This window comes from Thioalkalivibrio sp. ALR17-21 (genome assembly GCF_000420185.1).
Lineage (GTDB): Bacteria > Pseudomonadota > Gammaproteobacteria > Ectothiorhodospirales > Ectothiorhodospiraceae > Thioalkalivibrio > Thioalkalivibrio halophilus.
In genome coordinates this window covers 155022-179197 of the sequence record NZ_ATUL01000001.1, presented here as the reverse complement: position 1 = coordinate 179197, position 24176 = coordinate 155022, and the positions used below count along the sequence as shown (strand labels likewise).

Below are 24176 nucleotides of genomic sequence, written 5' to 3'. Positions count from 1 at the left end.
GGCTTTGCTAGGGTCCCGGGCCCGTCTGCTGACCCGGAGGGTCCCATGTTGTCGCGTGTACCGCGTTCTGCCGCCGTACTGTTGTCTTCCGTCATGCTTGTCAGCATACCAGTCTCGCAGGCTCAGGCCTGGGATGCGGAGGGATGGGAAACCACTCTGGAGGCCGGAGCCTCGCTGACGACCGGGAATACCGAGTCGGCCACCGCCAGCGGTCGGATCCGCGCCGAGCATACCGCCGAGTTGTGGCGCAACCGGCTGCGTGGCGACGCGCTGTTCACCGAGGAAGACCGCGAGACCACGGGGCAGCGTTATATCGCGGGGTACCAGCTTGACCGGCGTCTGGCGGAACACGATTACGTGTTCGGCGCGCTGCGTTACGAACGCGACCGTTTCAGCAGCTACGACTATCAGGCCTCGCAGACCGTGGGTTACGGCCGGCGTCTGGTGGATCGCGAGCGCCTGCGACTGGATGGCGAGATCGGCGCCGGCGCCCGTCAGGCACGCCTGGCCGAATCCGGCGAGTCCGACACCGACGCGGTCGGCCGGCTCGGGGGCAACCTGCGCTGGGACATCAGCGAGAGCGCACGTCTGACCGACGAGCTGCTGATCATCAGCGGTCGGGACAACACCGAGGTCGAGAACATCCTCGCCCTGACCGCCGACATGACCGACCGCATGGCTTTGCGGACCAGCTTCACCGTCAAGCACAACACCGATGTCGAGCCCGGCAAGAAAAACACCGATACCATCAGTGAGGTCAGCCTGGTCTGGCGTTTTCGCTGAACCGGCCGGACACAGTATGATGAAGCGGATTTGATCCGGGAGCATCGCATGGGCTATTACCAGCGGCATATCTTCTTCTGTACCAATTGCCGGGAAGACGGCAACTGCTGCGAGGATCACGGGGCGACCGAGATGCGCTCGTATGCCAAGAACCGGGCCAAGGAGATGGGCATCCACGGCAAAGGGCAGGTACGGGTGAACACCGCCGGCTGCCTGGACCGCTGCAACGAAGGCCCGGTGGCGGTGGTGTATCCCGAAGGCGTCTGGTACACCTACCAGGACGAGCGCGACATCGACGAGATCCTGGACGAACACCTGGCGAACGGACGGATCGTCGAACGCCTGCAGATCTGACACGGCGGATACCCGGCGGGGCCTTGACTTCACCATCCCGGCCCGGGAGAATTCGCAACCCGCGTGGCTACGTAGCTCAGCTGGTTAGAGCACATCACTCATAATGATGGGGTCCCCTGTTCGAATCAGGGCGTAGCCACCAACCAGATTCAAGGGGCTGCTTCGGCAGCCCTTTTTCGTTTGGGCTCCCACCGTGCCCAGTTGTGCCCACGCCGTACTCATCTGGTGCCCGGGCATGTTTGCCTGGCATTTCCTGTAGCTCCGAACTGCTGCCAGGCCATTGCGCGCGGTCGCTCCGGGGCAACTCCTTCGAACTCCCTCTCTCGCCAGGAGCGGCTCCGCGCCCTGGCGCCGTGATTGTTTCAGTCCATGTCCGGGTGGGCTTTTGCAGCCATATTAATCAGAACCTTAATCGGTTAAGATCTTCTCAATAATCCTTTCATTTGGGTGGATTCCGATGAGGAGCAAGCGGGAAGCAGCGCACCAGCGGCTCGGCCCGGTGCTTGCCAGGTTCGCGCCGGCGCGTGCGGGCGATCTTGCCCGCGAACTGGGGTTGTCGGTCCCCACCCTGCACCGCCTGCTGCAGGAGACGGCCGAGCCCGTGCTTGCGGCCGGGCGGGCCCGGCGCACTCGCTACGCCCTGCGCCGAGCGCTGCGAGGTGACCTCGCGCCCCTCCCCATCCGTACGATTGATGAATCCGGCCGGCCGCACGAACTCACGGAACTCTCGCCCGTTCAGCCGCAGGGCTGCCATGCCGATTTCGGTGGCTCGGACTGGCCTCTGGAGGAGAGCGACCATACCCGCGATGGTTGGTGGGACGGGTTGCCATACCCTTTGTATGACATGCGCCCTCAGGGCTATCTCGGGCGCCAGCTGGCGCATCGCTTCCAGGATGCCCTGGGGGTCTCGTCCAGCCCGGATACCTGGAGTGACGACGATATCCTGTGGGTTCTGAGTCGTGTGGGGTCGGACCTCCCGGGTAATCTGATCGTCGGGGACGCCGCGTTCCATGAGTGGCAAAAGGCTCGCCTGGATCCGCCCGCAGTCCTCGGGGCGGACGATATCGAACGGATGTATGTGAAGGCGGCGGAGGAGGCCATCTCGCTGGGCCTCGCGGGCTCCAGCGCCGCGGGTGAGTTCCCGAAATTCACCGCTCTCCGGGAATTGCAGGACAGCTGTAGCCCGCATGTCATCGTGAAATTCTCCGGTGCGGATGATTCCGTGACCGTGCAGCGCTGGTCGGATCTGTTGGTGGCGGAACATCTGGCGCTGGAGGCGATCGCGGCACTCCCCGGCGTGCAGGGCCCGCCCAGCCGAATCCTCCAGCATCAGGGCCGCACGTTCCTGGAAGTCGAACGCTTCGATCGCCATGGCCTGTTCGGCCGCAGCCCGGTGGTGACGCTGGAGACCGTGAACGCGGCCTTGCTCGGCCATGCGCCATCGGCATGGGACACCCTTGCCCCGGGGCTCGCCGACAAGCGTCTGCTGACGCCGGAGGCGGTTGCAGCCATCCGTCACATCACCTGGTTCGGTCGACTGATCGCCAATAGCGACATGCATCCGGGCAACCTCGCCTTTCGCCCGGCTCAGGGACGCCTCGTCCTGTGCCCGGTGTACGACATGCTGCCGATGGCGTACGCGCCGCTCCCGGGTGGCGAGCTTCCCCGAATGACGTTTGATCCCGCCATGCCATTGCCCCGCGAACATGGCGTCTGGGGGGCCGCCTGTCGCGCTGCTATCGGGTACTGGCAAACCGTGGCGGAGGATACCCGCATCAGCTCCACGTTTCGCAGGATCGCGTCCGAAAACGCCACTGAGATTCAAAGACGCCTGGCCCTCGTCGCGCCCTGATTGTCCGTCCGGTTGCCCGTCGGGCTGTACGGAGTGGATGCCGGGACAAGTATTCACGCTCTGGCCGGGTCGTACCTTCGGTCTCCGGTGGCGTGTATTGCCGCGATTCCGGGGGATGGCTACACTTGGCGCGCTGTTTCCACTACCCGCGCAGGCCCGAACCATGAAACGTTACGGTATTCGCATTCGCATGCCCGAGGACGCGACCTTCCGCATGCCGCATCTGCTGGGTCCCGACTGGGAGGCCTGTCGCTGGTACGAGACCGAAGAGGCCCGCGAAAAGGCCTTTGCCGAGACCACCGCCGATCTGTCGAACTACCGCAAGGGTGACCGCCCCGCTCAGATCGTCGAGCGCATCGAGCGCGACGCCTGATTCCCGTCTCCCGCCTCAGCCGACGTTTCCGGTGAGTGTCCCCATGTCCATGGGTTCCATCAGGTAGCAAAGGCAGTCCTGGGTGATGACCCGGCTGTCGAGGGTCAGCATCGACGGCATCGCGTCGCGCCGCAGGCGGATCTCCTCCCCGCGGGTCTCCAGATAGGTTCCGGTGACCTCCGCTCCGTCCTCCGCGGTGACCACCAGCGGGTCGTCCACCTCCGGCTGTCGCCGAACCAGGCAGGAACCGGCCGGCAGCATCTGGAAGTTGAGCCGGTCCAGGTCGGGTTCCAGGCGGACGTCCGCATCCGTTCCGGTGCTCGCCCGCATCCCCGGACGCAGCCGCACCCGCGCCACGGTGTGGTAGATGTCGATCGCGTCGCGCTCCGGCGGGTGGTCGGGGAAGGCGCTGAGGTGCAGCACCGCATCCACCATCTCGAAGGCGTGCTGTACCCCGGCGGCATCGTCCGGGTGCCCGCATTCCAGGGTGACCGAGGGCGCCAGTTCGGCCAGGGCCATGGAGGCGACGCCACGCGGGCGGGTGAAATAGACCACCGTACGTCCGAACAGGGCGGCCAGCTGCATGAACGCCGGGTCGAGGCGGTTGATGCAGGCGTAATGCGGGTTGCGTCCGGTGTTGTTGTGCAGGTCGATGGCCGCGAACAGCCCGCGCTCGCGCAGCCGGGCCACCAGTGCGGCGAAGCTCTCCGCCTCGGGCGATCCCGGCTGTTCGGTGCCCGGCCAGATCCGGTTGAAGTCGGGCTGCTGGTCGAGGTGGCGCTGGTTCAGCGCGGCGGCCTGCGGGTTGCCGATCACCAGGGTCAGCGCGCGCGGCAGCTCGCGATGGGTGTAGTGGCGCAGCAGCTGCTGGATGGCATGCAGGCCGACCGGTTCGTTGCCGTGCAGCAGGAGCACCACGGCCACCGCGGGCTCGCGGCGCCCGCCGAGGTGGATCAGGGCCGGTTCCGGCACGACCTCGCTCAGGGTGCGTGGCGTGGCGTCGAGAAAGCCGTCGGGCAGCTCGAAATATTCGCGGATCGCGGGTCGGTCTTGCGGCATGATTCGGTATCTCGGGTTACAGGCCCCAGGTATGTACCGGGGCGCCGGTGTTCTGCCAGCCGCGATAGGCGCGCACGAGTCCCGCCCAGTCGCGTCCGTGTCGCGCGACCCAGCGGCGCTGCCAGACGCTTCCGGTCTGGCCGCTGTCCACGCGCGCGGCGATGATGCCCAGCAGCGCGTCGCGCTCGCCGGGGTCGATCTCCAGGTTCTCCAGGCCCTCGGCGGCCCGCGGCAGCAGCTGGTGCCGGATCAGGCGCGGGGCCGGGAGCGGGTCCGCGTGGCCCCAGCGCAGTCGCGCGTGCAGGCCTTCGCGGGCGGCATGATAGAAGTTGTCGCGGGCTTCGGCGAACGGGGTGTGGGCGGTGCCGTCCCCGGGGGCATCGCGCAGCCATTCGATCAACCCCAGCGCGAAGGCGGCGTTGGCCAGCATGTCGATCAGCGACGGGCCGGCGGGCAGGCAGCGAAACTCCACGCGCAGGTGATGCCGGCCCCCGGCGTCGGTGCCGACGATCGGCCGGTTCCAGCGCCAGATGGTGCCGTTGTGCAGCGCGAGATGGGCCAGATCCTCCGGCGGATGCTGCAGGTCGACCGGCAACATCACCGGGAAATGGTCCCGGTTCTCGCGGAAGAGCTCACCCACCGACTGGTGCAGATAACCGCTGCCGAAGGTGACCCGGCGGATCGGCCCCCGGGCCGAGTCGGCGAAGCCGCCGCTTTCCACCGCCTGCTCGAACAGCGGGATGCGGCTCTCTTCCCACAGCTCGTGCCCGAACAGATAGGGCGAGTTGCCGGCCGCCGCGAGTACCGGGGCGCTGGCGACCATGGCCGCGTTCAGGCTGCGATGCGCCTCACCCGGTGCGCAGCCGATATGCACCTGGAACGACGTGGCGAGGGCCTCCAGCATCACGTCGTCGTGGTCGTGCAGCAGGTGTTCGCGGCCGCGGATGTCGACGTGCAGCGGCCGCCGCGCCCGGTTCTCCAGTACCGCCTCGTTCAGCGCGCGAAAGCGCGCCTGGGGTGACATGCGGTGCTGGCCCAGCTCCTCCGGGGGCAGGGTGGCGAGGCTGCCGGCCATCAGGATCCCGCCATTGAAGCGCGCGGCCGCGCGATCCGCCCGTTTCACGGTGTCCCGCAGCTCCTGCAGGATCGCGGTGAAGCAGCCCGGGCCCGCGGTGAACACGCTGGTGTTCAGTTCCACGTTGAAGCGGGCCAGCTCGCGCGACACCAGCGGGCTGTCCATCGCCTCCAGGAAGGCATCGTTCTCCGCCAGCGTCCGGCCCTCGGCGTCGCACAGCCAGGCCTCGATTTCGAAGCCCAGGGTGGTCGGACCCCGCGGAGTATCCCGGTGGCTGTCCAGCCAGGTCAGCAGCAGATCGGTCTCGTGGGCCAGGGCCCGGCGGAACCGTTCACGGTCCTCCGGGGTGAAGTACTCCGAGCCGATCTCCTCGCCCATGGATCAGTCCTCGTCCGTGTCCGCGTCGTCCGGGGCGTCTTCGTAAAGCGACTCGAGGAGGTCCCCCCAGAGCTGCTCGTGGTGTTCGATGAACGCCAGCAGCGCCTTGCGGAAAGCCAGGTAGTCGGCCTCGAAGCGCTCGAAGTCCTCGCCGCCATTGAGCAGTTTGGCGGCGCGGTCGGTCTGGTTGAGGCTGTCGCGCAGGTTGAGGCTGGCGGCCATCGCCCCTTTTACCCGTTCGCGTTCGTGCGGGATCCAGGCGCGATCGGACAGCAGGGAGCGCAGGTTTTCGCCCAGCTCCAGCAGGCGCTTGCGCAGGCGTGGCACCGCGCCGATGGTGCCGGTCTTGAGGTCGGCCCACACCGCGTCGGTCATCAGTTGCGCCCAGCGCTCGCGCAGGTCCGTTGTGGTGTCCGGGTCAAAGGCGAACGAGGCCTCGAGCTGTTGCGGATCGAAGGGCATTGCGTATCCTTGGCCAGAGAAGTGTGTCGCGTGCGCGCGGCAACCCGGTCCGGAACCGGGAATAGCGTCCCCGGGGACCGCGTCCTACAGGGTACAAGAACAAGCAGGGCCGCACAGACGGCCTGCAGGATGTGAGGAGACAGAACAATGGCGACCTGGTTCGCGCAAAGGCGGCTGCGCCAGCAGGTTTGCGACCTGCGGCCGCAGATGTACCGCATGGCCTATGCCTGGTGTCACGACGCCGCGCTGGCCGACGATCTGGTGCAGGAGGCCATGATGAAGGCCCTCACCCGGCTGAAGTCGTTGCAGGACGAGAATGCCCTGAAGTCCTGGGTGTTCCGCATCATGACCAACTGCTACCGCGACTGGGGGCGGCGGCAGAAAGACACGGTGGATGTCGACAACATGGAGCTGGCCTGCGAGGACTGCCCGGAGCAGCAGACCGAGCGCAACCGCCGGGTGGCGGACGTGCACCAGGCGATGGCCCGGCTCAGCAGCGATCACCGGCAGGTGGTGTCGCTGGTCGACCTGGAGGGCTTTGCCTATGCCGAGGTCTCCGAAGTGCTGGACGTCCCGATCGGCACCGTGATGAGCCGCCTCAGCCGCGCCCGGGCACAACTGAAAAAGCAGCTGCTGGAACAGCAGCAGGCCCCGCAGGACGCTGCGGCGACGGAATCTGCCGCGGAATCCGCTGAAGAGGGGCCGCAACTCAGGGTAGTAAGGAGCCAGAATGGCTGAAGACCGACTCAAGGCGCAGGACCGTCCGAGCGAAGAGATTCTCAACGCCTTCGTCGATGGCGAATTCTCTCCGGAGGACCGGCTGCAGACCCTGCAGGCGATCGCCTCCAGCGAGCACCTGAGCCGTGAGGTCTGTGACATGCACCAGCTCAAGGAGCTGGTGGCGATGGCGTACGAGGACGTGGAACCGCCGGCCCGGGATCACCGTGGCGGGGCGGATGACCACGGCGGTGCCGGCGGCCGCTCCGGTGGTGCGGGATTGCTCCGCTCGCCGATGGGTGGTCCCCGGCGTACTGGCTGGTTCTCATCGGTGGCCGCCGGTGTCGTGGCCCTGGTGCTGGGCTCGGTGGCCGGTTACGAGGTGACCCGGGACGCCGGCTGGTTCGTGGACGGGGCCGGGACCGGCTCCGCAGCCCATGCGACGGCGTCCGAAGGCCAGGGGGTGCCCGAGCTCGACGACACCGTCAGTGCCCTGTTCACGGAGATGGCGGAAGCCGAATCCGCGGGCGGAGCCGCCGCACCGCAGCCGGTCCATGCAGCCAGCGAGACCGATCAGATCCTTCTGCATGTCAATGACGCCGACCGGGTCGCGATGGAGGAGCTGCTGGACGACATCGAGGCGATGTTCAATGAGGCCGCGCGCGATGGCCGGCAGCTGAACGTCCAGGTCGTGGTGCACAACAAGGCCATCAACATGCTGCGCGCGGACCGGGCCCCGTTCCCGGAGCGGGTCGACAGTCTGAGCCGGGAACACCCCGGACTGCGGTTTACGGCCTGCAACGAGACCCTCGGCCGCCTGGCGCGGGAAGAGGGGCTGCAGGATATCGATATCCTGCCACAGGCCGAGCGCATTGATTCGGGTGTGGCCGAAGCTGCCCGTCGTCAGGCGGAAGGCTGGATCTACATCAAGGTCTGATCCGGGGCGGGAGCGTCGAGTGCCCTCCTCTCGGACGCTTCCGCTGCTCCGCTGGGCCGGCCTGTGCCTGCTGCTGGCGGCCCTGCAGCCGGTCGCGGTCGCGGGGGAGGGTGGCGCGGCACCCGACGCCGGCCCCTCCGTCACCCGGATCGTCTACCACCTGGATTCCGGCGACCGCGAGCATTTCTCCAACGTCCTGCGCTATCTCAAGGAGCACCTGGGCGACCCGGGCCACGGGCCGGCCGACGTCCGCATCGTGCTGCATGGCGAGGGGGTGCGCCTGTTGGAATCGGCCTCCATGGACACCGCCACCGCCATTCGCATCGACACCCTGCGGCTGCAGGGCTTCGAGTTTCTGGTCAGCCGGCGATCCATGGAGGCCCGTGGCCTGGAGCGCGCCGATCTCCACGACGTGATCCGCGACGAGATGGTGACCAGCGGGATCACCGAGCTGTATCGCCTGCAGCGCAAGGGGTTTACCTACATCAAGCCCTGATCCGTGGTCGCGAGATCGCGATCCAGCGCCGCCAGCCGCTGCGGCGTGCCGATGTCCCGCCAGTGGCCGAGGTAGTGTTCGCCGCTCACCCGGCCCTGCGCGATCGCCTCGCGTAGCACCGGCCCCAGCGGGCGGCGGCCCGGCTCCAGCGACGCGAACAGGGCCGGGTGATACCAGCCGATGCCACTGAAGGTCAGGCGTTCCGGGCCGGTGTCGGTGGTGACGCGGCCGTCGGCGCCCAGGGCGAAGTCCCCGTCCGGATGCTGCGGCGGGTTGTCCACCAGCACCAGATGGGCCAGTGGGGCATCGTGTTCTTCGATGGCCCCCGGCAGCCGCGAGGGGGGTACGAGCGGGTGGTCGCACCAGATGTCGCCGTTGATCACCAGGAAGGCTTCGGGGCCCAGCAGGGGCAGGGCCTGGCGGATGCCGCCGGCGGTTTCCAGGGCGCCGGCGGGTTCCGGCGAATAGCGGATCTTCAGCCCGAAGGCCGAGCCGTCGCCCAGCCGCCGGGGGATCTGCTCACCCAGGTGGGCGGTGTTGATGATGACCTCGCCAAACCCCGCGCGGGCCAGGCGTTCCAGGGTCCAGACGATCAGGGGTTTGCCGCCGGCCTCCAGCAGGGGCTTGGGGCGTTCGTCGGTCAGCGGGCGCATGCGTTCGCCGCGCCCGGCGGCGAGGATCATGGCCCGTTTCACGCGCGTGCCTCCGGCGCGGGTCCGGGAGTCGCGGGATCGCCGGGGAGATGCCGCCGAAACCACTGCGCCACGGGCTGCAGGTCCGGGTGCGCCAGTCCGCGCCGCACCAGCGTCTGCAGGCGCGGTTCGTGGCGGCGGTAGTCGGGCTTGCCGTCACGCCGGTGCAGCCGGGTGAAGATGCCGAGGATCTTGATCGCGCGCTGGACCCCGAGCACCCGGTAATGCACGCGAAAGGCCTCATCGGGCCACCCGGTGGCCTGCAGGTAGCGCGCGAGGGCCTCCCGCGCGACTGCGGGTGAAACGTCGCGTCGCGCATCCTCCAGCAGCGATACCACGTCGTAGGCCGGGCTCCCGAGCACCGCGTCCTGGAAGTCCAGCAGCGCGCAGCCCGTACCTTCCGGCGGGATCATCAGGTTGTCCACGTGAAAGTCGCGCAGCACCAGCGTGGGCTCCAGGTACGGCAGGGCGTCCAGGGTCTGCGTCCAGGCCGTTTCCCAGGCGCCGCGGGCGGCCTCCGCCGGTGGATGGCCCTGTTGTTCCGGGACATACCAGTCGATGAACAGGCGCGCCTCGTCCAGCAGGCGCGGGGTGTCGTAGGCGGGCAGCGCGGGTGTGGCCTCCGCAGGCCGCTGTGGCCAGGCCCGGTGCAGGTCGGCCAGCCGGTCGATGGCCCGCTGATACAGGGCCTTCTCGTCCTCGCCCTCGGCCAGTGCCCGGGTGAACGTGCGGTCGCCGAGGTCCTCCAGCACCAGGAAACCCGCGTCCGGGTCCTCGTCATGGATGCGTGGCGGACGCTGGCCGAGGGCCTCCAGCAGACGGGCGATGCGCAGGAACGGGGCCACCGGTTCGCGTTCCGGCGGGGCATCCATGATGACCACCGGCTCACCGTCGCGTCGCGCGCGGAAATAGCGGCGGAAGCTGGCATCCGCGCGCAGCAGTTGCAGCCCCTCGAAGTACCCGGGTCGCTGCGCCAGCCAGGCCTGCAGGGCGGCGGCGCGGGTATCCTCCGGCACCGACGATGCGCTCATGCGGCCCTCACGCGGGCGGCGCAGGCAGCCGCTCGACCCGCGTGTCCAGGCGGCCGTCGGGATAGAGTTCGAGCACGCGGTAACCCGGGCGCCCGGTGTCCGGGTCATCGTCGAGCTGATATTCCGTGGCCCCGGGGCGGAACTGCACGCAGGTGGCGGGGCAGCCGAGCAGGCGTACGTCGCCATGAAAGGTGTCGACCACCTGGTGCGCGTGGCCGAACACGCAGGCCCGCACCTGCGGATGGTGGTCGAGCACGGCGAACAGCGCGTCGGCATTGGTCAGGCCCATGCCGTCCATCCACGGGCTGCCCACCGGTACCACCGGATGATGTACGGCGATCAGGGCCGGGCGTTCCGGGTGCGCGGTGAGGGCCCCCTCGAGGCGTTGCAGTTCGGCGTCGGACAGATGGCCGGCCGGCCCTCCGGGCTGCGAGGAGTCCAGGGCGATCAGCTGCCAGCTGCCCAGGCGTTCGCTGCGATGGACCGCATGGCCGGCCGACTCCAGGGTCACCGCCAGTTCGCGTGCGTCGTCGTGATTGCCGGCCAGCGCGCTGGTGGGCCAGGGTCCCGTTTCGTCCAGCAGTGCCTTCAGGCGCCCATAGGTCTCCGGCGACGGGTTCTCGGCGAGGTCGCCGGTCAGCAGCAGGCGGTCGGGCAGGCCTTCCCGCGCTCGCGCGGTTTCCAGGACGTGGCGCAATGCGAGGTCGCTGTCCGGGTAGCCCGCGCGCACCGGGCCCGGTTCGGTCCCCAGGTGACTGTCGGTTACCTGGATCAGGCGCAGCGGTTCGTGCATGTTCGATCCCCGTGGTCTGGCGGTCTGTACTGAGTCCGGCACATGTGTTCTAGTGCAGGTTTACCCGTTGTGGCGGGCCCGTGGCTCGGGCCACGATCCGGAGGTGCAACATGGTGGATCCCGACTATCGTCCCTCCGAGGACGAACCCTACATGAATCCGCGCCAGCTGGACTATTTCCGGCGCAAACTCGAGGCGTGGCGGGCCGAGCTGATCGCCGAGTCGGAAGAGACCCTGGAACATCTGCGCACCGAGAACTGGCAGGAGCCGGATCCCTCCGATCGCGCCACCCACGAGGCCGACGCCGGTGTGGAGCTGCGCACCCGCGACCGCGAGCGCAAGCTGCTGACCAAGATCGACGAGGCGCTGGCGCGCATCGAGCGCGGCGAATACGGCTACTGCGAGGAGACCGGTGAGCCGATCGGGCTCGAGCGCCTCGAGATCCGTCCCATCGCCACCCTCAGCGTGGCCGCGCAGGAGGCCCACGAACGCGACGAGGCCCGCGGCCGCTGAGCCCGGCGCTGCCCCGGGTCAGCCCTCCAGCTCGCGCGTGAAGACCCGCGAGTTGCGCGCCTGATTGTAGCGCTGGCGGCGCTCCGGCGGGAGGTCGTCGACGCTGCCGGGGGTGTAGCCGCGTTCCTGGAACCATTGCGCGGTGCGGGTGGTGAGGACGAACACCCGGCGGACCCCCTGCTCGCGCGCCAGCGCCTCCAGCGCGGTCAGCAGCCGGTCGCCCCGGCCGTGGCCGCGGTATTCGGCGTGCAGCGCCAGGCAGGCGATCTCCGCGGCGTGGTCGCCGAACGGGTACAGCGCCGCGGTGCCGATGATCAGCCCGTCGACCTCCAGTACCCGGAAGCGCTCGATCTCCAGCTCCAGGTGTTCGCGGGCGCGGTGCACCAGCACACCCTCGGCCTCCAGTGGCTCCAGCAGCGCATGGATGCCGCCGACATCGTCCAGGGTCGCGGGGCGCAGGCGCTCCAGCGGCTCGCGCGAGACCAGGGTGCCGATGCCCTGGCGGGTGAACAGTTCCGTCAGCAGCCCGCCGTCATCGCGGCGGTCGACCAGGTGCACGCGCAGGTCGCGTGCATGGCAGGCATCCACCGCGCTGCGCAGGTGGCTGGCGAGCTCCTGCGGCAGGTCGTCGCGCTCGGCGAGGATGCGCTCCGCGGCGGGCACGGTCAGCTGATCCAGCACGTCGTCCTGCGGCCCGCGCAGCACGCCGGCCTCGGTCAGGAAGATCAGTTTGTCCGCGTCCAGGGCGATCGCTACGCGGGTCGCGACCTCCTCGCCGGACAGGTTGAAGACCTCGCCGGTGGGTGAATACCCCAGCGGCGAGACCAGCGCGACCTGCTCCTGATCCAGCAGCGCGGTGAGCGCGGCGGTGTCTACCCCGCGCACCTCGCCGGTGTAATGGAAATCGACCCCGTCGCGCACTCCCAGCGGGCGGGCGGTGACGAAGTTGCCGCCGGCCACCCGCAGGCGTGCGTTGCCGGTGCCCGGCTGGCCCAGGCTGCGGGACAGAAGGCCCTCGATCTGCAGCCGCAGGCGGCCGACCGCGTCCAGCACGGCATCCAGCGCCGGGGCATCGGTGATCCGCAGACCCTCGGCGTACTGGGGCTGCAAACCACGTTCGGCCAGGCGCGCCTCGATCTGCGGGCGAGCCCCGTACACCAGCACCACGCGCACACCCAGTGCATGCAGCTTGGCGATGTCCCGCATCAGGGCCGGGAACTCCGCCGCCTGCGCGGCCTCGCCGGCCAGCGCGATGACCATGGTGCGGCCCCGGTGCGCGGCGATGTATGGCACGGCGTCGCGGAACCACGCGAGTTCCCCCGGAGCCGGGGCACGACGTGCGGGATGCGGGCGGGTTGGGTGGTCTGGCGGGTTCACGCGGCTCCCTCGCAATCCAGTTGGCCAATACAGTTGGGTGATGCGGCGGACGGGCACGGGTTCGGTCCCGGTGCCGGCATTGATTCCGGAGGCGGCGCGCGCATGGTCAGCAGGCGCCCGGTCAGGCTGTCAGTGGTCCCGGGCGGCCTCGCGCGCGGCATCCAGGCCGGGGATGCGCTCCCCCGCCTCGATCCCGTGCTGCGCGAACCATTGCGCGTTGACCTCCAGTGCGTACTCGATCGGCGCCGCCGACCAGTGCAGGCGGGTGGTCTCGGGCGCCATGGTCTCGATGTTGGTGATCTCGCCGTCGCCGTCGATAAACGCGACGTCCAGCGGGATGAGCGTATTGCGCATCCACATCGCCCGGCGATCCGGTGTATCCCAGATGAACAGCATGCCGCGGTCGTCCGCGAGCGCCTCGCGGAACATCAGGCCCTGACTGCGGCTGGCGTCATCCGCGGCCAGTTCCACCGTCAGTTCCCGGTCGCCGACCTCCAGGGTGGTCTCCGGCAGGCCGCCCTGTTCGGGCGGGCTGGCCGTGGCAGGCGCGGCCAGCGCCACCGCAGCCACCAGAACGACCAGGCCGGCCCGCCACCGTGCCGGGTGTCGGCGACGCACGGCCGGGGCCGGCCGGCCCCGGGCATGCCCTGTGCCATGGTTCATGCCGGATGCCTGCGGTCAGTTGTCACCGCTCATGCGTCCGACCGCGCAGCTGGCGAACGACTTCGCCCGGGCCCCGGCGGAGCGCAGTCCGGAGACCGAGCCGGCCTCCGGATAGCCCATGTGGGCCAGTTTCTCGCGGATCGCGTCGGCGGCGGACTCGGGCGCGGTGACCTCCACGGCCCCGTTCTCGACGTCCACCTCGGCGGATTCCACGCCCTCGACCTGCATCAGGCCCTTGCGGATGGAGCTGGCGCAGCCGCCGCACTTGATGTTCTCGACCTCGAATTTCATGAACGCTTCCTCCCCTACTGGGTATTGATGCTCGCATTATGTACGATTTCGCATTTCCACGAACGTTCGCGAGACCTGCCCATCATGCCTGCCTATCGTTCCCGCACAACCACCCACGGCCGCAACATGGCCGGGGCCCGCGCCCTGTGGCGCGCCACCGGCATGAAGGATGGCGACTTCGACAAGCCGATTGTCGCCGTCGCCAACTCCTTCACCCAGTTCGTGCCGGGACACGTGCATCTGAAGGACATGGGCCAGCTGGTCGCGCGCGAGATCGAACAGGCCGGTGGCGTGGCCAGGGAATTCAATACCATCGCGGTGGACGACGGCATCGCGATGGGTCACGGCGGGATGCTCTATTCGCTGCCCTCGCGCGAGATCATCGCCGACTCGGTGGAGTACATGGTCAACGCCCACTGCGCCGATGCGCTGGTGTGCATCTCCAACTGCGACAAGATCACCCCGGGGATGCTGCTGGCCGCGATGCGCCTGAACATCCCGGTGGTGTTCGTCTCCGGCGGGCCGATGGAGGCCGGCAAGGTGCAGGCGCCGGGGCAGGACAACGTGATCCACCTCGACCTGGTGGATGCGATGGTCAAGGCGGCCGATTCCAGCGCCAGCGACGAGGAGGTGGAGGCCGTCGAGCGTTCCGCCTGCCCGACCTGTGGCTCCTGCTCCGGCATGTTCACCGCCAACTCGATGAACTGCCTGACCGAGGCCCTGGGGCTGTCGCTGCCGGGCAACGGCTCGCTGCTGGCCACGCATGCCGCGCGCCAGGCGCTGTTCGAGGAGGCCGGGCGGCGCGTGGTCGAGCTGGCGAAGCGCTACTACGAGCAGGACGACGCCTCGGCCCTGCCGCGTTCCATCGCCACCTTCGAGGCGTTCGAGAACGCGATGAGCCTGGACATCGCGATGGGCGGTTCCACCAACACCGTGCTGCACCTGCTGGCGGCCGCGCGCGAGGGCGAGGTCAACTTCACCATGGCCGACATCGACCGCCTGTCGCGCCACGTGCCCAACCTGTGCAAGGTGGCCCCGGCGACGCAGCAGTACCACATGGAGGACGTACACCGCGCCGGTGGCGTGGTCGGCATCCTCGCCGAACTGGACCGTGGCGGGCTGATCCATCGCGACATCCCGACCGTGCATGCCCCGACCCTGGGCGCCGCCCTGGAACAGTGGGACGTGATGCGGCATGCGGCCGAATCCGAGCGTCTGTACAGTGCCGCGCCGGGCGGGGTGCCCACCCAGACCGCGTTCAGCCAGGACCGTGCCTGGGACAGCCTCGACCTCGACCGCGCCAACGGTTGCATCCGCGACATCGAGCACGCCTACTCGCAGGACGGGGGCCTGGCCGTGCTCTACGGCAACATGGCCCCGGATGGCTGCATCGTGAAGACCGCCGGCGTCGACGAGAGCATCCTGACCTTCTCCGGCCCGGCGCGGGTGTTCGAGAGCCAGGACGCCGCGGTGGAGGCCATCCTCGCTGACCGCATCCGGGCGGGCGACGTGGTGATCATCCGCTACGAGGGTCCGAAGGGCGGTCCCGGCATGCAGGAGATGCTCTATCCCACCTCGTATCTGAAGTCGAAGGGGCTGGGCAAGGACTGCGCGCTGATCACCGACGGGCGTTTCTCCGGCGGCACCTCCGGCCTGTCCATCGGCCACGTCTCGCCGGAGGCCGCGCAGGGCGGGGCGATCGGCCTGATTGAAGAGGGTGACACCATCGTGATCGACATCCCCGCGCGCGAGATCCGCATCGACGTCGACGACGCCACGCTGGCGGCGCGGCGCGAGGCGATGGAGGCCCGCGGGGCGAAGGCCTGGAAGCCCGAGTCGCGCAATCGGCCGGTGACCCAGGCCCTGCGCGCCTATGCCCTGATGACCACTTCGGCCGCGTTCGGCGCGGTGCGCGACATCTCCCCGCTGGAGGACGGCTGACGCCGGCCGCCGCGCTGCACCACCCGATTCACGCCCCGGGATCCTCCCTGCGCGCGGAGACCCCGGCGGTCAGGGCGTAGCGCATCGCGTCCTCCAGCGACAGCTCCAGCGGTTCCACCCGGTCGCGCGGCAGCATCAGGGTGTAGCCGCCGATCTGGTAGCTCATCGGCATGTAGACCGCGAGGGTCTCCGCCCCGCCCAGTGCGTCCGGCAGGCCTTCGAAGTCCTCGCGCGTGACGAAGCCGATGACGCGCGCTTCCAGCCCCGGCAGCGTGACCAGCACTGCCTGGCCGAACTGCTGGTGGATGTCGCCGGAGACCAGGTTGGTAACATCGCGCACCGTGCCGTGGATGGTCTTGACCACCGGGATGCGCTGCATCAGGCCTTCCAGCCAGTTGAACAGCCAGCGCACCACGTAGGCCTGCAGCAGTACCCCCACCGCGAATACCAGGCCGACGCCGGCCGCGATCCCCATGCCCGGCACGTACAGCAGCTCCGGCAGGATGGCCTGCAGCAGGCCGCCCAGCACCTGTTCCGCGGTGCTGCCCAGCCACCACAGCAGGGCCAGCGTGACCATCGCCGGCAGGATCGCGGCCAGGCCGGTGAGGAAGGTTCGGGAAATCTTGCGCACGCAGGTTCTCCGGAAGGGGCGACGCCTCGATCGTAACAACGCCGGGGCGGGTCGGTTCAGAACTGCCAGGTGGCGTGCAGCGAGCCGAACTCCGCGGCGCCGGTAGCCTGGCCGCTGAATTCGCGCGAGCGCCAGACATGGGTATAGCCCAGACGCACCCCGTGCCAGTGGAACACCACGCCCGCGGTGAATTCGCCCACCACCGGGTGCTTGTCCACCGAGGGCCCGTCGCGGAACAGCGGCCCGTCGAGGAACAGATCAAAAGCCATCAGGCGGGTGTCCACCCCGGCGAACAGGTAGCCGCCGGCGGTGTCGACCGCCTCGAAGGTGTGCGACCCGGACAGTGCCGGGTTGATCCGCGGTGGGCCGAAATCGCGGGGCAGGTTGCGGCCCGTGCGCAGGATCGCGCCGGCATTGGCGAAGGTGAAGGGGCTGCCGATGGAGGCGCCCCAGTGCGGGGTCAGATCCCAGTCCCAGCCGCTCCCCAGATGGCCGGATCGGCCGCGCAGCTGGCGTTCGTAGCCCAGCATCAGCGTGGGCTCGTTGCCGATCTGCGCGTCCCATCCGCGCGGATCGGGGGCGCCCGTCAGGTCATGGACCGTCTCCTGGGTGCGGTCGGCCAGGGACGCCGGGCCCACTGTCCCGAGCGTGACCTGCAGCCGGTCGAGCCGGTCGCCGTGGTCCTCGGCCAGGCTGAAGTTCAGGTACAGCCAGCCGGCGTAGGGGCGGTCGTCCGGGTCCGGCTGCTCGCGTTCGATGTCCTCCGGGGTGTACATGTTCTGCGCCAGGTGCACCGAGGTCTTCAGGCGGCCGCGTTCCTCGCGATCGACGAACAGCGGGAAGAAGTCCGCCACGTCCTGGAGCCAGGGCGGGATCCGTTCGCCGCGCCGGGTCCAGCCGGCACGCACGCCGTTGGTGTAGTAACGGTCCTCGCCGGCGAACAGGTCGTTCTCGAACTCGAAATGCAGGGCATCCACGCCGCCGCGTTCGGCCGCCGCGGGCGAGCCGGCCAGCGACCCCGCCAGAAGGGCGGTGACGGCGATTACGGAGACCGCGGGCCGGATGCGGGGAACGCTCTGGTATGATGGCGCCATGGATTTCTCCAGTCAGATCATCTTTCTCGTCGCCGTGGTCCTGCTCGGCAGCATCCTGTCCAGCGTGGTCACCTCGCGGCTGGGCGTACCACTGCTGCTGGTGTTCCTCGGCATCGGCATGCTGCTGGGTCCGGAGGGCCCCGGCGGCGTGGGTTTCGAGAATATCACCCTGGCCCATCTGATCGGTTCCGCGGCCCTGGCCATCATCCTGTTCGACGGCGGAATGCGCACGCCGGCGCGCAATTTCCGCATCGGACTCAAGCCGGCGGTGGGCCTGGCCACCGTGGGCGTGCTGATCACCTCCGGCCTGACCGGGCTGTTCGCGGTGTGGTGGCTGGGGCTGTCGTGGCTGGAGGGACTGCTGCTGGGGGCGATCGTCGGCTCCACCGACGCGGCCGCGGTGTTTTCCCTGCTGCGCTCGCGCGGGCTGGAGTTGAAGAGCCGCGTGGGGGCGACCCTGGAGATCGAGTCGGGATCCAACGACCCGATGGCGATCTTCCTGACCATCGTGCTGATCGAGCTGATCCTGATGGACCAGCCGGACTTCGGCGTGGTGGTGCTGGTCGAGTTCGTGCAGCAGATGGGGCTGGGGGCCCTGCTGGGGGTCGGGGGCGGGCTCGCGCTGCTGGCGCTGATCAACCGTGTGCCGATGTCGGCCGGGTTCTACCCGCTGTTCGCGCTGGCCGGGGCGCTGGCGATCTTCGGCCTGACCGGCATGGTGGGCGGTTCGGGCTTCCTCGCGGTGTATCTCGCCGGGCTGCTGCTGGGCAATCGGCCGCTGGAGGCCTCACAGAACATCAAGCGTTTCCACGATGGCATCGCGGCGCTGGCGCAGATCGGCATGTTCCTGATGCTGGGGATGATCGTCACGCCCTCGGAGCTGCCGCCGGTGGCGCTGGACGCGGGCCTGGTGGCGCTGGTGCTGATCCTGCTGGCACGGCCGCTGGCGGTGGCGCTGTGCCTGTACCCGTTCCGCTTCCCGTGGCGCGAGCAGCTGTTCATCGCCTGGGTCGGGCTGCGCGGGGCGGTGCCCATCATCCTCGCGCTGTTCCCGTTGCTGGCGGGGCTGGAGCTGGCGGAATACTTCTTCCACGTGGTGTTCTTCGTGGTGCTGATCTCGCTGATGGTGCAGGGCTGGACCGTGGCCTCCTCGGCGCGCTGGCTGGGTCTGGAACTGCCGCCGACCACTACCCGGGTCCAGCGCACCGAGCTGGACATCCCCGGGCAGCAGGAGATGGAGCTGGTGGGCTACCGGCTGGCGGAGACCACGCCGGTGGTGCGCGAGGCCTGGTCCGGTTTCCGTCTGCCCGGGTCGGCGCGGGTGGTCGCGCATCTGCGGGAAGGCCAGCTGCTGGAGACCCTGGAACTGCTGGACCTGCAGGCCGGCGACCATCTCTACATCATGGTCGCGCCGGCCGATCTGCCGGACCTGGACCGTCTGTTCGTGCCGCAGGAAGAGGTGCCGGAACGCCTGACCGAGCGCAGCGTGTTCGGGGAGTTTGCCCTCAACGGCGATGCCCTGCTGGGGGCGGTGGGCATGACCTACGGCGCGCCGGTGCCGCCGGAACGTCAGGGCGAGACTCTGGAGGCCTTCCTGCGCGCCGAACTGCAGACCGAGCCGGTGGTGGGGGACTTTGTGGATCTCGGGCCCACGCGCCTGGTGGTGCGCGAGATGGAGGGCGCGCGCATCACCCGGGTCGGCCTCAAGCTGCTGAAGAAGGAGTGATTATTTCTCCAGCATGGCCTTGAGCCCGGCGAGATGGGCGCGCGCCGTGAGCTGCTGGGTCTCCGGGTCCGGCGGCTTTGCGTCGGGCCAGTCGAGGTGTTCCTCGGGCAGCTCGTCGAGAAAGCGCGACGGTTCGCAGTCGAGGGTCTCGCCGTAGCGCTTGCGGCTGCGCGCGTAGGTGATCAGCAGGGTCTGCTGCGCGCGGGTCAGCCCGACGTAGGCCAGGCGGCGCTCCTCTTCGATGGCGTCATCCTCCAGGCTCACGCGGTGCGGCAGCAGCTCCTCCTCGAAGCCGACCAGGCACACGTGCGGGAACTCCAGGCCCTTGGCGGTGTGCAGGGTCAGCAGCTGCACCGCCTCGGTGTCGTCCTGGGCATCGCGGTTGCGGTCGAGGATGTCCATCAGGCTGATGCGGTTCACGATGTCGGCCAGCTCCATGCCGCTCTCGTCGTCGGCGGTTTCGTCGCCGTACTCGGCCTCCGGCGCGCGCGAGCCGGCCAGGCGCGCGACCCAGTCGATGAATTCGCGCACCTGTTCCATGCGCCGGGTGGCGGCGCGCGGGTTGGCGCTGTTGTCCAGCAGCCAGGATTCGTAGTCGATGTCCTCGACCAGCGCGCGCAGCAGGGCATCCGGGGCCTCCTCGGCCGCACGTGCGCGGAAGCCGTCGACCCAGTCGACGAAGCGTTCCAGACGCGCCCGGGCACGCTCGTCCATGTATTCGGCCAGGCCCGCCCCGCGCGCGGCCTGCAGCAGCGAGACCCCGCGCTGGTTGGCGTACTGGCCGAGCTTTTCCAGGGTGGCCGGTCCGATCTCGCGGCGCGGTACGTTGACCACGCGCAGAAAGGCGGTGTTGTCGTCCGGGTTCGCGAGCAGGCGCAGGTAGGCCACCAGATCCTTGATCTCGGCCTTCTCGAAGAACGACTGACCGCCGCTCAGGCGGTACGGGATGCCCTGTTCGCGCAGCAGCTTCTCGAACAGCCTGGATTGGTGGTTGCTGCGGTAGAGGATCGCGAAATCGCCCCAGCCGGCGTTCAGGCGGAAGCGCCGCCGCATCAGCTCGGAGACCACCCGCGCGGCCTCGGCATCGGAGTCCGCGCAGTCGATCACCTCGACCTTCTCGCCTTCGCCGAGGGCGCTCCACAGGCGCTTTTCGAACACGTGCGGGTTGTTGGCGATCAGCGCGTTGGCGGTGGCCAGGATGCGGTTGGTGGAGCGGTAGTTCTGCTCCAGCTTGACCACTTCCAGGCGCGGAAAGTCCTGCTGCAGGCGTGCGAGGTTCTCCGGGCGCGCGCCGCGCCAGGCGTAGATCGACTGGTCGTCGTCGCCGACTACGGTCAGGCCGTCGCTGACCCCGACCAGCAGGCGCACCAGCTGGTACTGGGCGGAGTTGGTGTCCTGGTATTCGTCCACCAGCAGATGGCGGATGCGGTCCTGCCAGCGGTTGCGCAGGTCGGCGTCCGCGCGCAGGCAGTCCACCGGGCGCTTGATCAGGTCGTCGAAATCCACCGCGTTGTAGGCGCGCAGGGCCTGTTCGTAGCGCGGGTAGAGATTGGCCGCGAGCAGGGCCCCGGGGGCTTCGTCGCCCGCCTGGCTGGCCTCGGCCAGCGCCTCGTCGGGGGTCAGCAGGTCGTTCTTCCAGCGGCTGATGTGGCCGATCAGGTCATCCACCTCGGCTGCGGTGTCGTCGCGGTGGGTGATCTCGCGCAGCAGCTGGCGGCAGTCGCCGGGGTCGAGGATGGAGAAGCCCGGGCGCAGGCCGGTGGCCGCCAGTTCGCGGCGCAGGAACTGCAGGCCGAAGGTGTGGAAGGTGGACACGCCCAGCCCGCGGCTCTGTTCCTTCGACAGTCGCCCCTGCACCCGCTCGCGCATCTCGCGCGCGGCCTTGTTGGTGAAGGTGATCGCGACAATCTGGCGCGCGGCCAGGCCGCGTTTCTCCACCAGGTGCGCGACCTTCTCGGTGATCACGCGGGTCTTGCCCGAACCCGCGCCGGCAAGGACCAGCAGGGGGCGGTCGGTGGTGGTGACGGCGGCGTGTTGCTGGGGATTGAGCTGTTCGGACACCGGCGGGTCGCTTCCTCGTGACGCGGGCGCGTAAACTACCCCACACATCATTGATCATAAAGCCCCGCGGCGAGTTTCCCCGCGGGGACGTCGTGGAGGCAGCGTGTCGCAATCGTCCAGTGCCGACAAGCCGGGTGCTTCCGGGGACCTGCCGGCCCTGGATGCAGGCGGTTTCCATCACTGTCTGCAGGAGGTGCCGGGTGCTGCCGTTGTCCTCTTCACCCGGCGAGGATGCAGCGCCTGTCACGCGATGGGCGACGCCCTGCGGCGCTGGCAGGTGGAGGGTGATGCTCCGGCGCTGTTCTGCGTGGACGCGGAGGTCGACACCGCACTGGTGCGCGAATTCGAGGTTTTCCACCTGCCGGCGCTGTTCGTGTTCGTGGACGGGGAATACCACGGGCCGCTGCAGACCCCGCCGCGCGTGCCGCTGCTGCGCGAGGCCCTGCAGGCGCGCCTGCGCCAGCCGCCGGAGGAGGCGCCATGAGCGCGGCGGACGTGCCCGTGGCGAAGGACTGGTGGCCGCTGGCGCGGCCCAGCGAAAGTTCGAATCAGGATGCGCGCCCGGCCGGGGTGCAGCCTGAGCTGATCGTGGTGCACGCGATCAGTCTGCCGCCGGGGGAATTCGGCGGCCCGCACGTGGAGGCACTGTTCCATAACCGCCTCGACCCGGCGGCGCATCCGTATTTCGCCGAAATCCATGGCCTGCGCGTGTCGGCGCATGTATTTATCGACCGCGAGGGTCGTGCCGTCCAGTTTGTCCCGTTTGCCCGGCGCGCCTGGCACGCCGGGGTCTCCGCGTGGCGCGGGCGCGAGCGCTGCAACGACTTTTCGATCGGGATCGAGCTGGAAGGCGATGACGATACCCCGTTCACCGCGGTGCAGTACCGTGAGCTGGCGACCCTGGTCCGCTGGCTGCGCGGCCGCTATCCGGCGATCGCCCCGGATGCCCTGGCCGGGCACTGCGACATCGCCCCGGAACGCAAGACGGATCCGGGTCCGTATTTCGACTGGACGCACCTGTACGCCCTGCTGGAGCAAGCAACATGATCGTGGACCTGATGCGACACGGAGAGCCGGCCGGCGGCCAGCGGTTTCGCGGCCACGGCTGCGATGATCCCCTGAGCGAGACCGGCTGGCGGCAGATGCAGCGCGCCGCGGCCACCGAGACCGGGTGGCAGCGGATTTTGACCTCGCCGCTGGTCCGCTGCCGGGCCTTCGCCGAGCATCTGGCGCACGAACGCGATCTGCCGTTGGCCGCGGCGCATGATCTGCGCGAGATCGGCTTCGGCGCCTGGGAGGGCCGCACCCGTGCGCAGCTACAGACCGATCGCCCGGAGGAATATCGTGCGTTCTACGCCGACCCGGAGCACAACCGGCCGGAGGGGGCGGAGATGCTGGATGCGTTTCGTCAGCGGGTGGCGGCGGCCTTTGCCGAGAGCGTGGAAGGGCCCGGCCGGTCCGACGAACACGTGCTGCTGGTGGTCCACGCCGGCGTGATCCGCGCGCTGGTCGGCGGCGTGATGGCCGTGCCGGACGGCCACCTGTTCCAGCTCGACTGCGACTACGCCAGCCTCACGCGTATCCACCGTCAGCCGGGGCGGGGCTGGCGGCTGGCGTTCACCAACCGGGTCGTGGCGGGCTGAGTCAGCCGGCGTTGCGCTTGCGCCTGGGGACCGCCTTCACCGACAGGTAGTAGTCGTTCTCGAGGATGTCGATCAGACGGTCGATGTTGGGGTGCCTGCCCGGGTTGGCGCGGGCCTCGTCGGCATGGCTGCCGTACATCAGCAGACCGGAATTGGCCGCCTTGGGGCCGATCCCGCCGAAATCCAGCGCCAGCTGGTAGTACACCTGCAGGGAGAGCTTCTGGCCCTCCTGGTTCTCGATGGTGGCGGTGGGGTTGTAGTCCTCGCCAAACAGTTCGAGGCGTTCGATATTGCTCACGTCGGGCAGTTTCCTGGACATGCCGGGCTCCTCGGATGAATCGGTGGCATTATCGGGGCTGCCCCGTCCGGCCACAACCGCCCGCAATCATGGCGGGTTCGTCGCGTCGTGCCGCTCCTGCTACGATAGCGGCTTTTCCCCGAGGACCGAGAACATGCAGGCAAGCCCGTTCCTGGAAGCCGCGCAGGCCGCGGCCGATGCCGCCGAAAAGGTGATCCGTCATTATTACGAACATGGCGTGGACGTCGAAACCAAGGCCGATGACACGCCGGTCACTCGTGCCGACGTGGAGAGCGAAGAGGCGATCCGCTCCGTCATCCGCGAACGTTTCCCGGATCACGGCTTCTACGGCGAGGAGACCGGGCAGTCGGACATGGATTCCGATTATGTGTGGCTGATCGACCCGATCGACGGCACCAAGAGCTTCGTCCGGCGGTACCCGTTCTTCTCCACCCAGATCGCGCTGATGTACAAGGGCGAGCTGATCCTGGGCCTGTCGAACGGGCCGCAGTTCGGCGAGCGCGCCTGGGCCGAGAAGGGGCAGGGGGCGTTCCTCAACGGCGAGCGCATCGGTGTGGAGAAGGGCATCACCGCGGTGGACCGCGCGACCCTTTCCACCGGCAACCTGCGCTCGCTGGCGGCACGCGGCGACTGCTGGAACGCGCTGGGCGGGATCGTCGCCGAGGTCAACCGCGTCCGCGGCTACGGCGACTTCTATCACTATCACCTCCTGGCCAGCGGCAGCATCGACTGCATCGTGGAGTCGGACGTGAACATCCTCGACATCGCGGCACTGGCGGTGATCGTGCGTGAAGCGGGCGGGACATTCACCGATCTCGCCGGCGGCGAGCTGGACCTGGACACCGGCACGGTGCTGGCGGCGGGCACCCCCGAGCTGCACGCCACCCTGCGCGAACGCCTCGGCTGGAGTTGACGG

General features: G+C 68.9%; 27 protein-coding genes and 1 tRNA gene. 15 read left to right on the top strand and 13 right to left on the bottom strand.

The window, feature by feature from the left end; translation table 11 throughout:
- Positions 1-45 precede the first annotated feature (45 nt).
- The 5 genes from G020_RS0100915 to G020_RS0100895 all read left to right on the top strand — a co-directional run bounded on the left by G020_RS0100915 (position 46) and on the right by G020_RS0100895 (position 3362).
- Complete coding sequence (locus G020_RS0100915; RefSeq protein WP_019590967.1) at positions 46-783, top strand: YdiY family protein; 738 nt, start codon at positions 46-48, stop codon at positions 781-783.
- Between the two features lie 48 nt (positions 784-831).
- Entirely contained in the window at positions 832-1137 is a 306-nt protein-coding gene (locus G020_RS0100910; RefSeq protein WP_019589052.1) for a ferredoxin, read from the top strand.
- A gap of 65 nt (positions 1138-1202) precedes the next feature.
- Positions 1203-1279: transfer RNA gene (locus tag G020_RS0100905), tRNA-Met, on the top strand.
- Between the two features lie 315 nt (positions 1280-1594).
- Positions 1595-2989 carry a type II toxin-antitoxin system HipA family toxin YjjJ gene (gene yjjJ, locus G020_RS14585; protein WP_019590968.1) on the top strand — a complete coding sequence of 465 codons (1395 nt, stop codon included), beginning with the start codon at positions 1595-1597 and terminating at the stop codon, positions 2987-2989.
- 163 nt (positions 2990-3152) lie between these two features.
- The gene (locus tag G020_RS0100895) at positions 3153-3362 is read left to right on the top strand and encodes a hypothetical protein (RefSeq protein ID WP_024328285.1); all 210 of its coding nucleotides are present in this window, start codon (positions 3153-3155) and stop codon (positions 3360-3362) included.
- A 15-nt stretch (positions 3363-3377) separates the two neighbouring features.
- Here G020_RS0100895 and G020_RS0100890 read toward each other — a convergent pair whose 3' ends face one another.
- Genes G020_RS0100890 through G020_RS0100880 form a run of 3 tightly spaced genes read right to left on the bottom strand, consistent with a single transcriptional unit; the run spans position 3378 to position 6336 of the window.
- On the bottom strand, positions 3378-4421 hold the full coding sequence (locus G020_RS0100890) for a M14 family metallopeptidase (RefSeq protein ID WP_019022711.1): 1044 nt from the start codon (positions 4419-4421) through the stop codon (positions 3378-3380).
- Between the two features lie 16 nt (positions 4422-4437).
- Positions 4438-5874, bottom strand: a complete 1437-nt coding sequence (locus G020_RS0100885; RefSeq protein ID WP_019590969.1) for a hypothetical protein — start codon at positions 5872-5874, stop codon at positions 4438-4440.
- Positions 5875-5877: 3 nt separating this feature from the next.
- The gene (locus G020_RS0100880) at positions 5878-6336 is read right to left on the bottom strand and encodes a hypothetical protein (RefSeq protein ID WP_018869728.1); all 459 of its coding nucleotides are present in this window, start codon (positions 6334-6336) and stop codon (positions 5878-5880) included.
- A gap of 147 nt (positions 6337-6483) precedes the next feature.
- Between G020_RS0100880 and G020_RS0100875 the strand changes: the two genes are divergently transcribed.
- From G020_RS0100875 to G020_RS0100865, 3 genes are read left to right on the top strand one after another with little or no spacing between them, the layout of a single operon-like run.
- Positions 6484-7074 (top strand): RNA polymerase sigma factor, encoded by a 591-nt coding sequence (locus tag G020_RS0100875; protein WP_019590970.1) that lies wholly within the window; start codon positions 6484-6486, stop codon positions 7072-7074.
- Positions 7067-7990 (top strand): hypothetical protein, encoded by a 924-nt coding sequence (locus G020_RS0100870; protein ID WP_019590971.1) that lies wholly within the window; start codon positions 7067-7069, stop codon positions 7988-7990. Before G020_RS0100875 ends, G020_RS0100870 begins: the two co-directional genes overlap by 8 nt.
- A 19-nt stretch (positions 7991-8009) precedes the next feature.
- A complete protein-coding gene (locus G020_RS0100865; RefSeq protein WP_019022714.1) occupies positions 8010-8486 on the top strand; it encodes a DsrE family protein in 477 nt (158 codons plus the stop codon).
- On the opposite strand, the gene murU is transcribed toward G020_RS0100865, so the two are convergent.
- The 3 genes from murU to G020_RS0100850 are packed head-to-tail and all read right to left on the bottom strand — an operon-like array spanning position 8471 to position 11002.
- Entirely contained in the window at positions 8471-9169 is a 699-nt protein-coding gene (murU, locus tag G020_RS0100860) for an N-acetylmuramate alpha-1-phosphate uridylyltransferase MurU (protein WP_029681160.1), read from the bottom strand. The two genes, G020_RS0100865 and murU, sit on opposite strands and share 16 nt — an antisense overlap.
- 8 nt (positions 9170-9177) lie before the next feature.
- The gene (locus G020_RS0100855) at positions 9178-10209 is read right to left on the bottom strand and encodes an aminoglycoside phosphotransferase family protein (RefSeq protein ID WP_019590973.1); all 1032 of its coding nucleotides are present in this window, start codon (positions 10207-10209) and stop codon (positions 9178-9180) included.
- A gap of 7 nt (positions 10210-10216) precedes the next feature.
- A complete protein-coding gene (locus G020_RS0100850; RefSeq protein ID WP_019589058.1) occupies positions 10217-11002 on the bottom strand; it encodes a metallophosphoesterase in 786 nt (261 codons plus the stop codon).
- A gap of 110 nt (positions 11003-11112) precedes the next feature.
- Here G020_RS0100850 and dksA point away from each other — a divergent pair, with 110 nt between their 5' ends.
- A complete protein-coding gene (gene dksA, locus G020_RS0100845) occupies positions 11113-11514 on the top strand; it encodes an RNA polymerase-binding protein DksA (RefSeq protein ID WP_018869735.1) in 402 nt (133 codons plus the stop codon).
- An 18-nt stretch (positions 11515-11532) separates the two neighbouring features.
- Here the strand turns inward: dksA and argA are convergent, their stop codons facing one another.
- The 3 genes from argA to G020_RS0100830 form a co-directional block, all read right to left on the bottom strand.
- Entirely contained in the window at positions 11533-12891 is a 1359-nt protein-coding gene (argA, locus tag G020_RS0100840) for an amino-acid N-acetyltransferase (RefSeq protein ID WP_081647367.1), read from the bottom strand.
- Positions 12892-13020: 129 nt separating this feature from the next.
- Positions 13021-13554, bottom strand: a complete 534-nt coding sequence (locus G020_RS0100835; RefSeq protein ID WP_019590975.1) for a DUF192 domain-containing protein — start codon at positions 13552-13554, stop codon at positions 13021-13023.
- A 15-nt stretch (positions 13555-13569) separates the two neighbouring features.
- Positions 13570-13845: a heavy-metal-associated domain-containing protein gene (locus tag G020_RS0100830; protein ID WP_019590976.1), complete on the bottom strand. Its 276-nt coding sequence runs from the start codon at positions 13843-13845 to the stop codon at positions 13570-13572.
- Between the two features lie 84 nt (positions 13846-13929).
- On the opposite strand from G020_RS0100830, the gene ilvD reads away from it, so the two are divergent.
- Positions 13930-15786, top strand: coding sequence for a dihydroxy-acid dehydratase (gene ilvD / locus G020_RS0100825; RefSeq protein WP_019590977.1), 1857 nt, complete (start codon positions 13930-13932; stop codon positions 15784-15786).
- 28 nt (positions 15787-15814) lie between these two features.
- On the opposite strand, the gene G020_RS0100820 is transcribed toward ilvD, so the two are convergent.
- Together G020_RS0100820 and G020_RS0100815 are read right to left on the bottom strand one after the other, a co-directional pair.
- Complete coding sequence (locus tag G020_RS0100820; RefSeq protein WP_019590978.1) at positions 15815-16417, bottom strand: DUF502 domain-containing protein; 603 nt, start codon at positions 16415-16417, stop codon at positions 15815-15817.
- A gap of 56 nt (positions 16418-16473) precedes the next feature.
- A complete protein-coding gene (locus G020_RS0100815) occupies positions 16474-17511 on the bottom strand; it encodes a lipid A deacylase LpxR family protein (RefSeq protein WP_024328284.1) in 1038 nt (345 codons plus the stop codon).
- On the opposite strand from G020_RS0100815, the gene G020_RS0100810 reads away from it, so the two are divergent.
- Entirely contained in the window at positions 17510-19237 is a 1728-nt protein-coding gene (locus tag G020_RS0100810; RefSeq protein WP_019590980.1) for a potassium/proton antiporter, read from the top strand. The genes G020_RS0100815 and G020_RS0100810 overlap by 2 nt on opposite strands.
- On the opposite strand, the gene G020_RS0100805 is transcribed toward G020_RS0100810, so the two are convergent.
- The gene (locus G020_RS0100805; RefSeq protein ID WP_051130306.1) at positions 19238-21346 is read right to left on the bottom strand and encodes a UvrD-helicase domain-containing protein; all 2109 of its coding nucleotides are present in this window, start codon (positions 21344-21346) and stop codon (positions 19238-19240) included.
- A gap of 55 nt (positions 21347-21401) precedes the next feature.
- Between G020_RS0100805 and G020_RS0100800 the strand changes: the two genes are divergently transcribed.
- From G020_RS0100800 to G020_RS0100790, 3 genes are read left to right on the top strand one after another with little or no spacing between them, the layout of a single operon-like run.
- Positions 21402-21782, top strand: a complete 381-nt coding sequence (locus G020_RS0100800) for a thioredoxin family protein (protein ID WP_024328282.1) — start codon at positions 21402-21404, stop codon at positions 21780-21782.
- Positions 21779-22345 carry a 1,6-anhydro-N-acetylmuramyl-L-alanine amidase AmpD gene (gene ampD, locus G020_RS0100795; RefSeq protein WP_024328281.1) on the top strand — a complete coding sequence of 189 codons (567 nt, stop codon included), beginning with the start codon at positions 21779-21781 and terminating at the stop codon, positions 22343-22345. Before G020_RS0100800 ends, ampD begins: the two co-directional genes overlap by 4 nt.
- A complete protein-coding gene (locus G020_RS0100790) occupies positions 22342-22941 on the top strand; it encodes a histidine phosphatase family protein (RefSeq protein ID WP_024328280.1) in 600 nt (199 codons plus the stop codon). Before ampD ends, G020_RS0100790 begins: the two co-directional genes overlap by 4 nt.
- 1 nt (position 22942) lies before the next feature.
- Here the strand turns inward: G020_RS0100790 and G020_RS0100785 are convergent, their stop codons facing one another.
- Complete coding sequence (locus G020_RS0100785; protein ID WP_024328279.1) at positions 22943-23260, bottom strand: DUF2322 family protein; 318 nt, start codon at positions 23258-23260, stop codon at positions 22943-22945.
- A gap of 133 nt (positions 23261-23393) precedes the next feature.
- Between G020_RS0100785 and G020_RS0100780 the strand changes: the two genes are divergently transcribed.
- On the top strand, positions 23394-24173 hold the full coding sequence (locus G020_RS0100780; protein ID WP_024328278.1) for an inositol monophosphatase family protein: 780 nt from the start codon (positions 23394-23396) through the stop codon (positions 24171-24173).
- Positions 24174-24176: the final 3 nt, after the last annotated feature.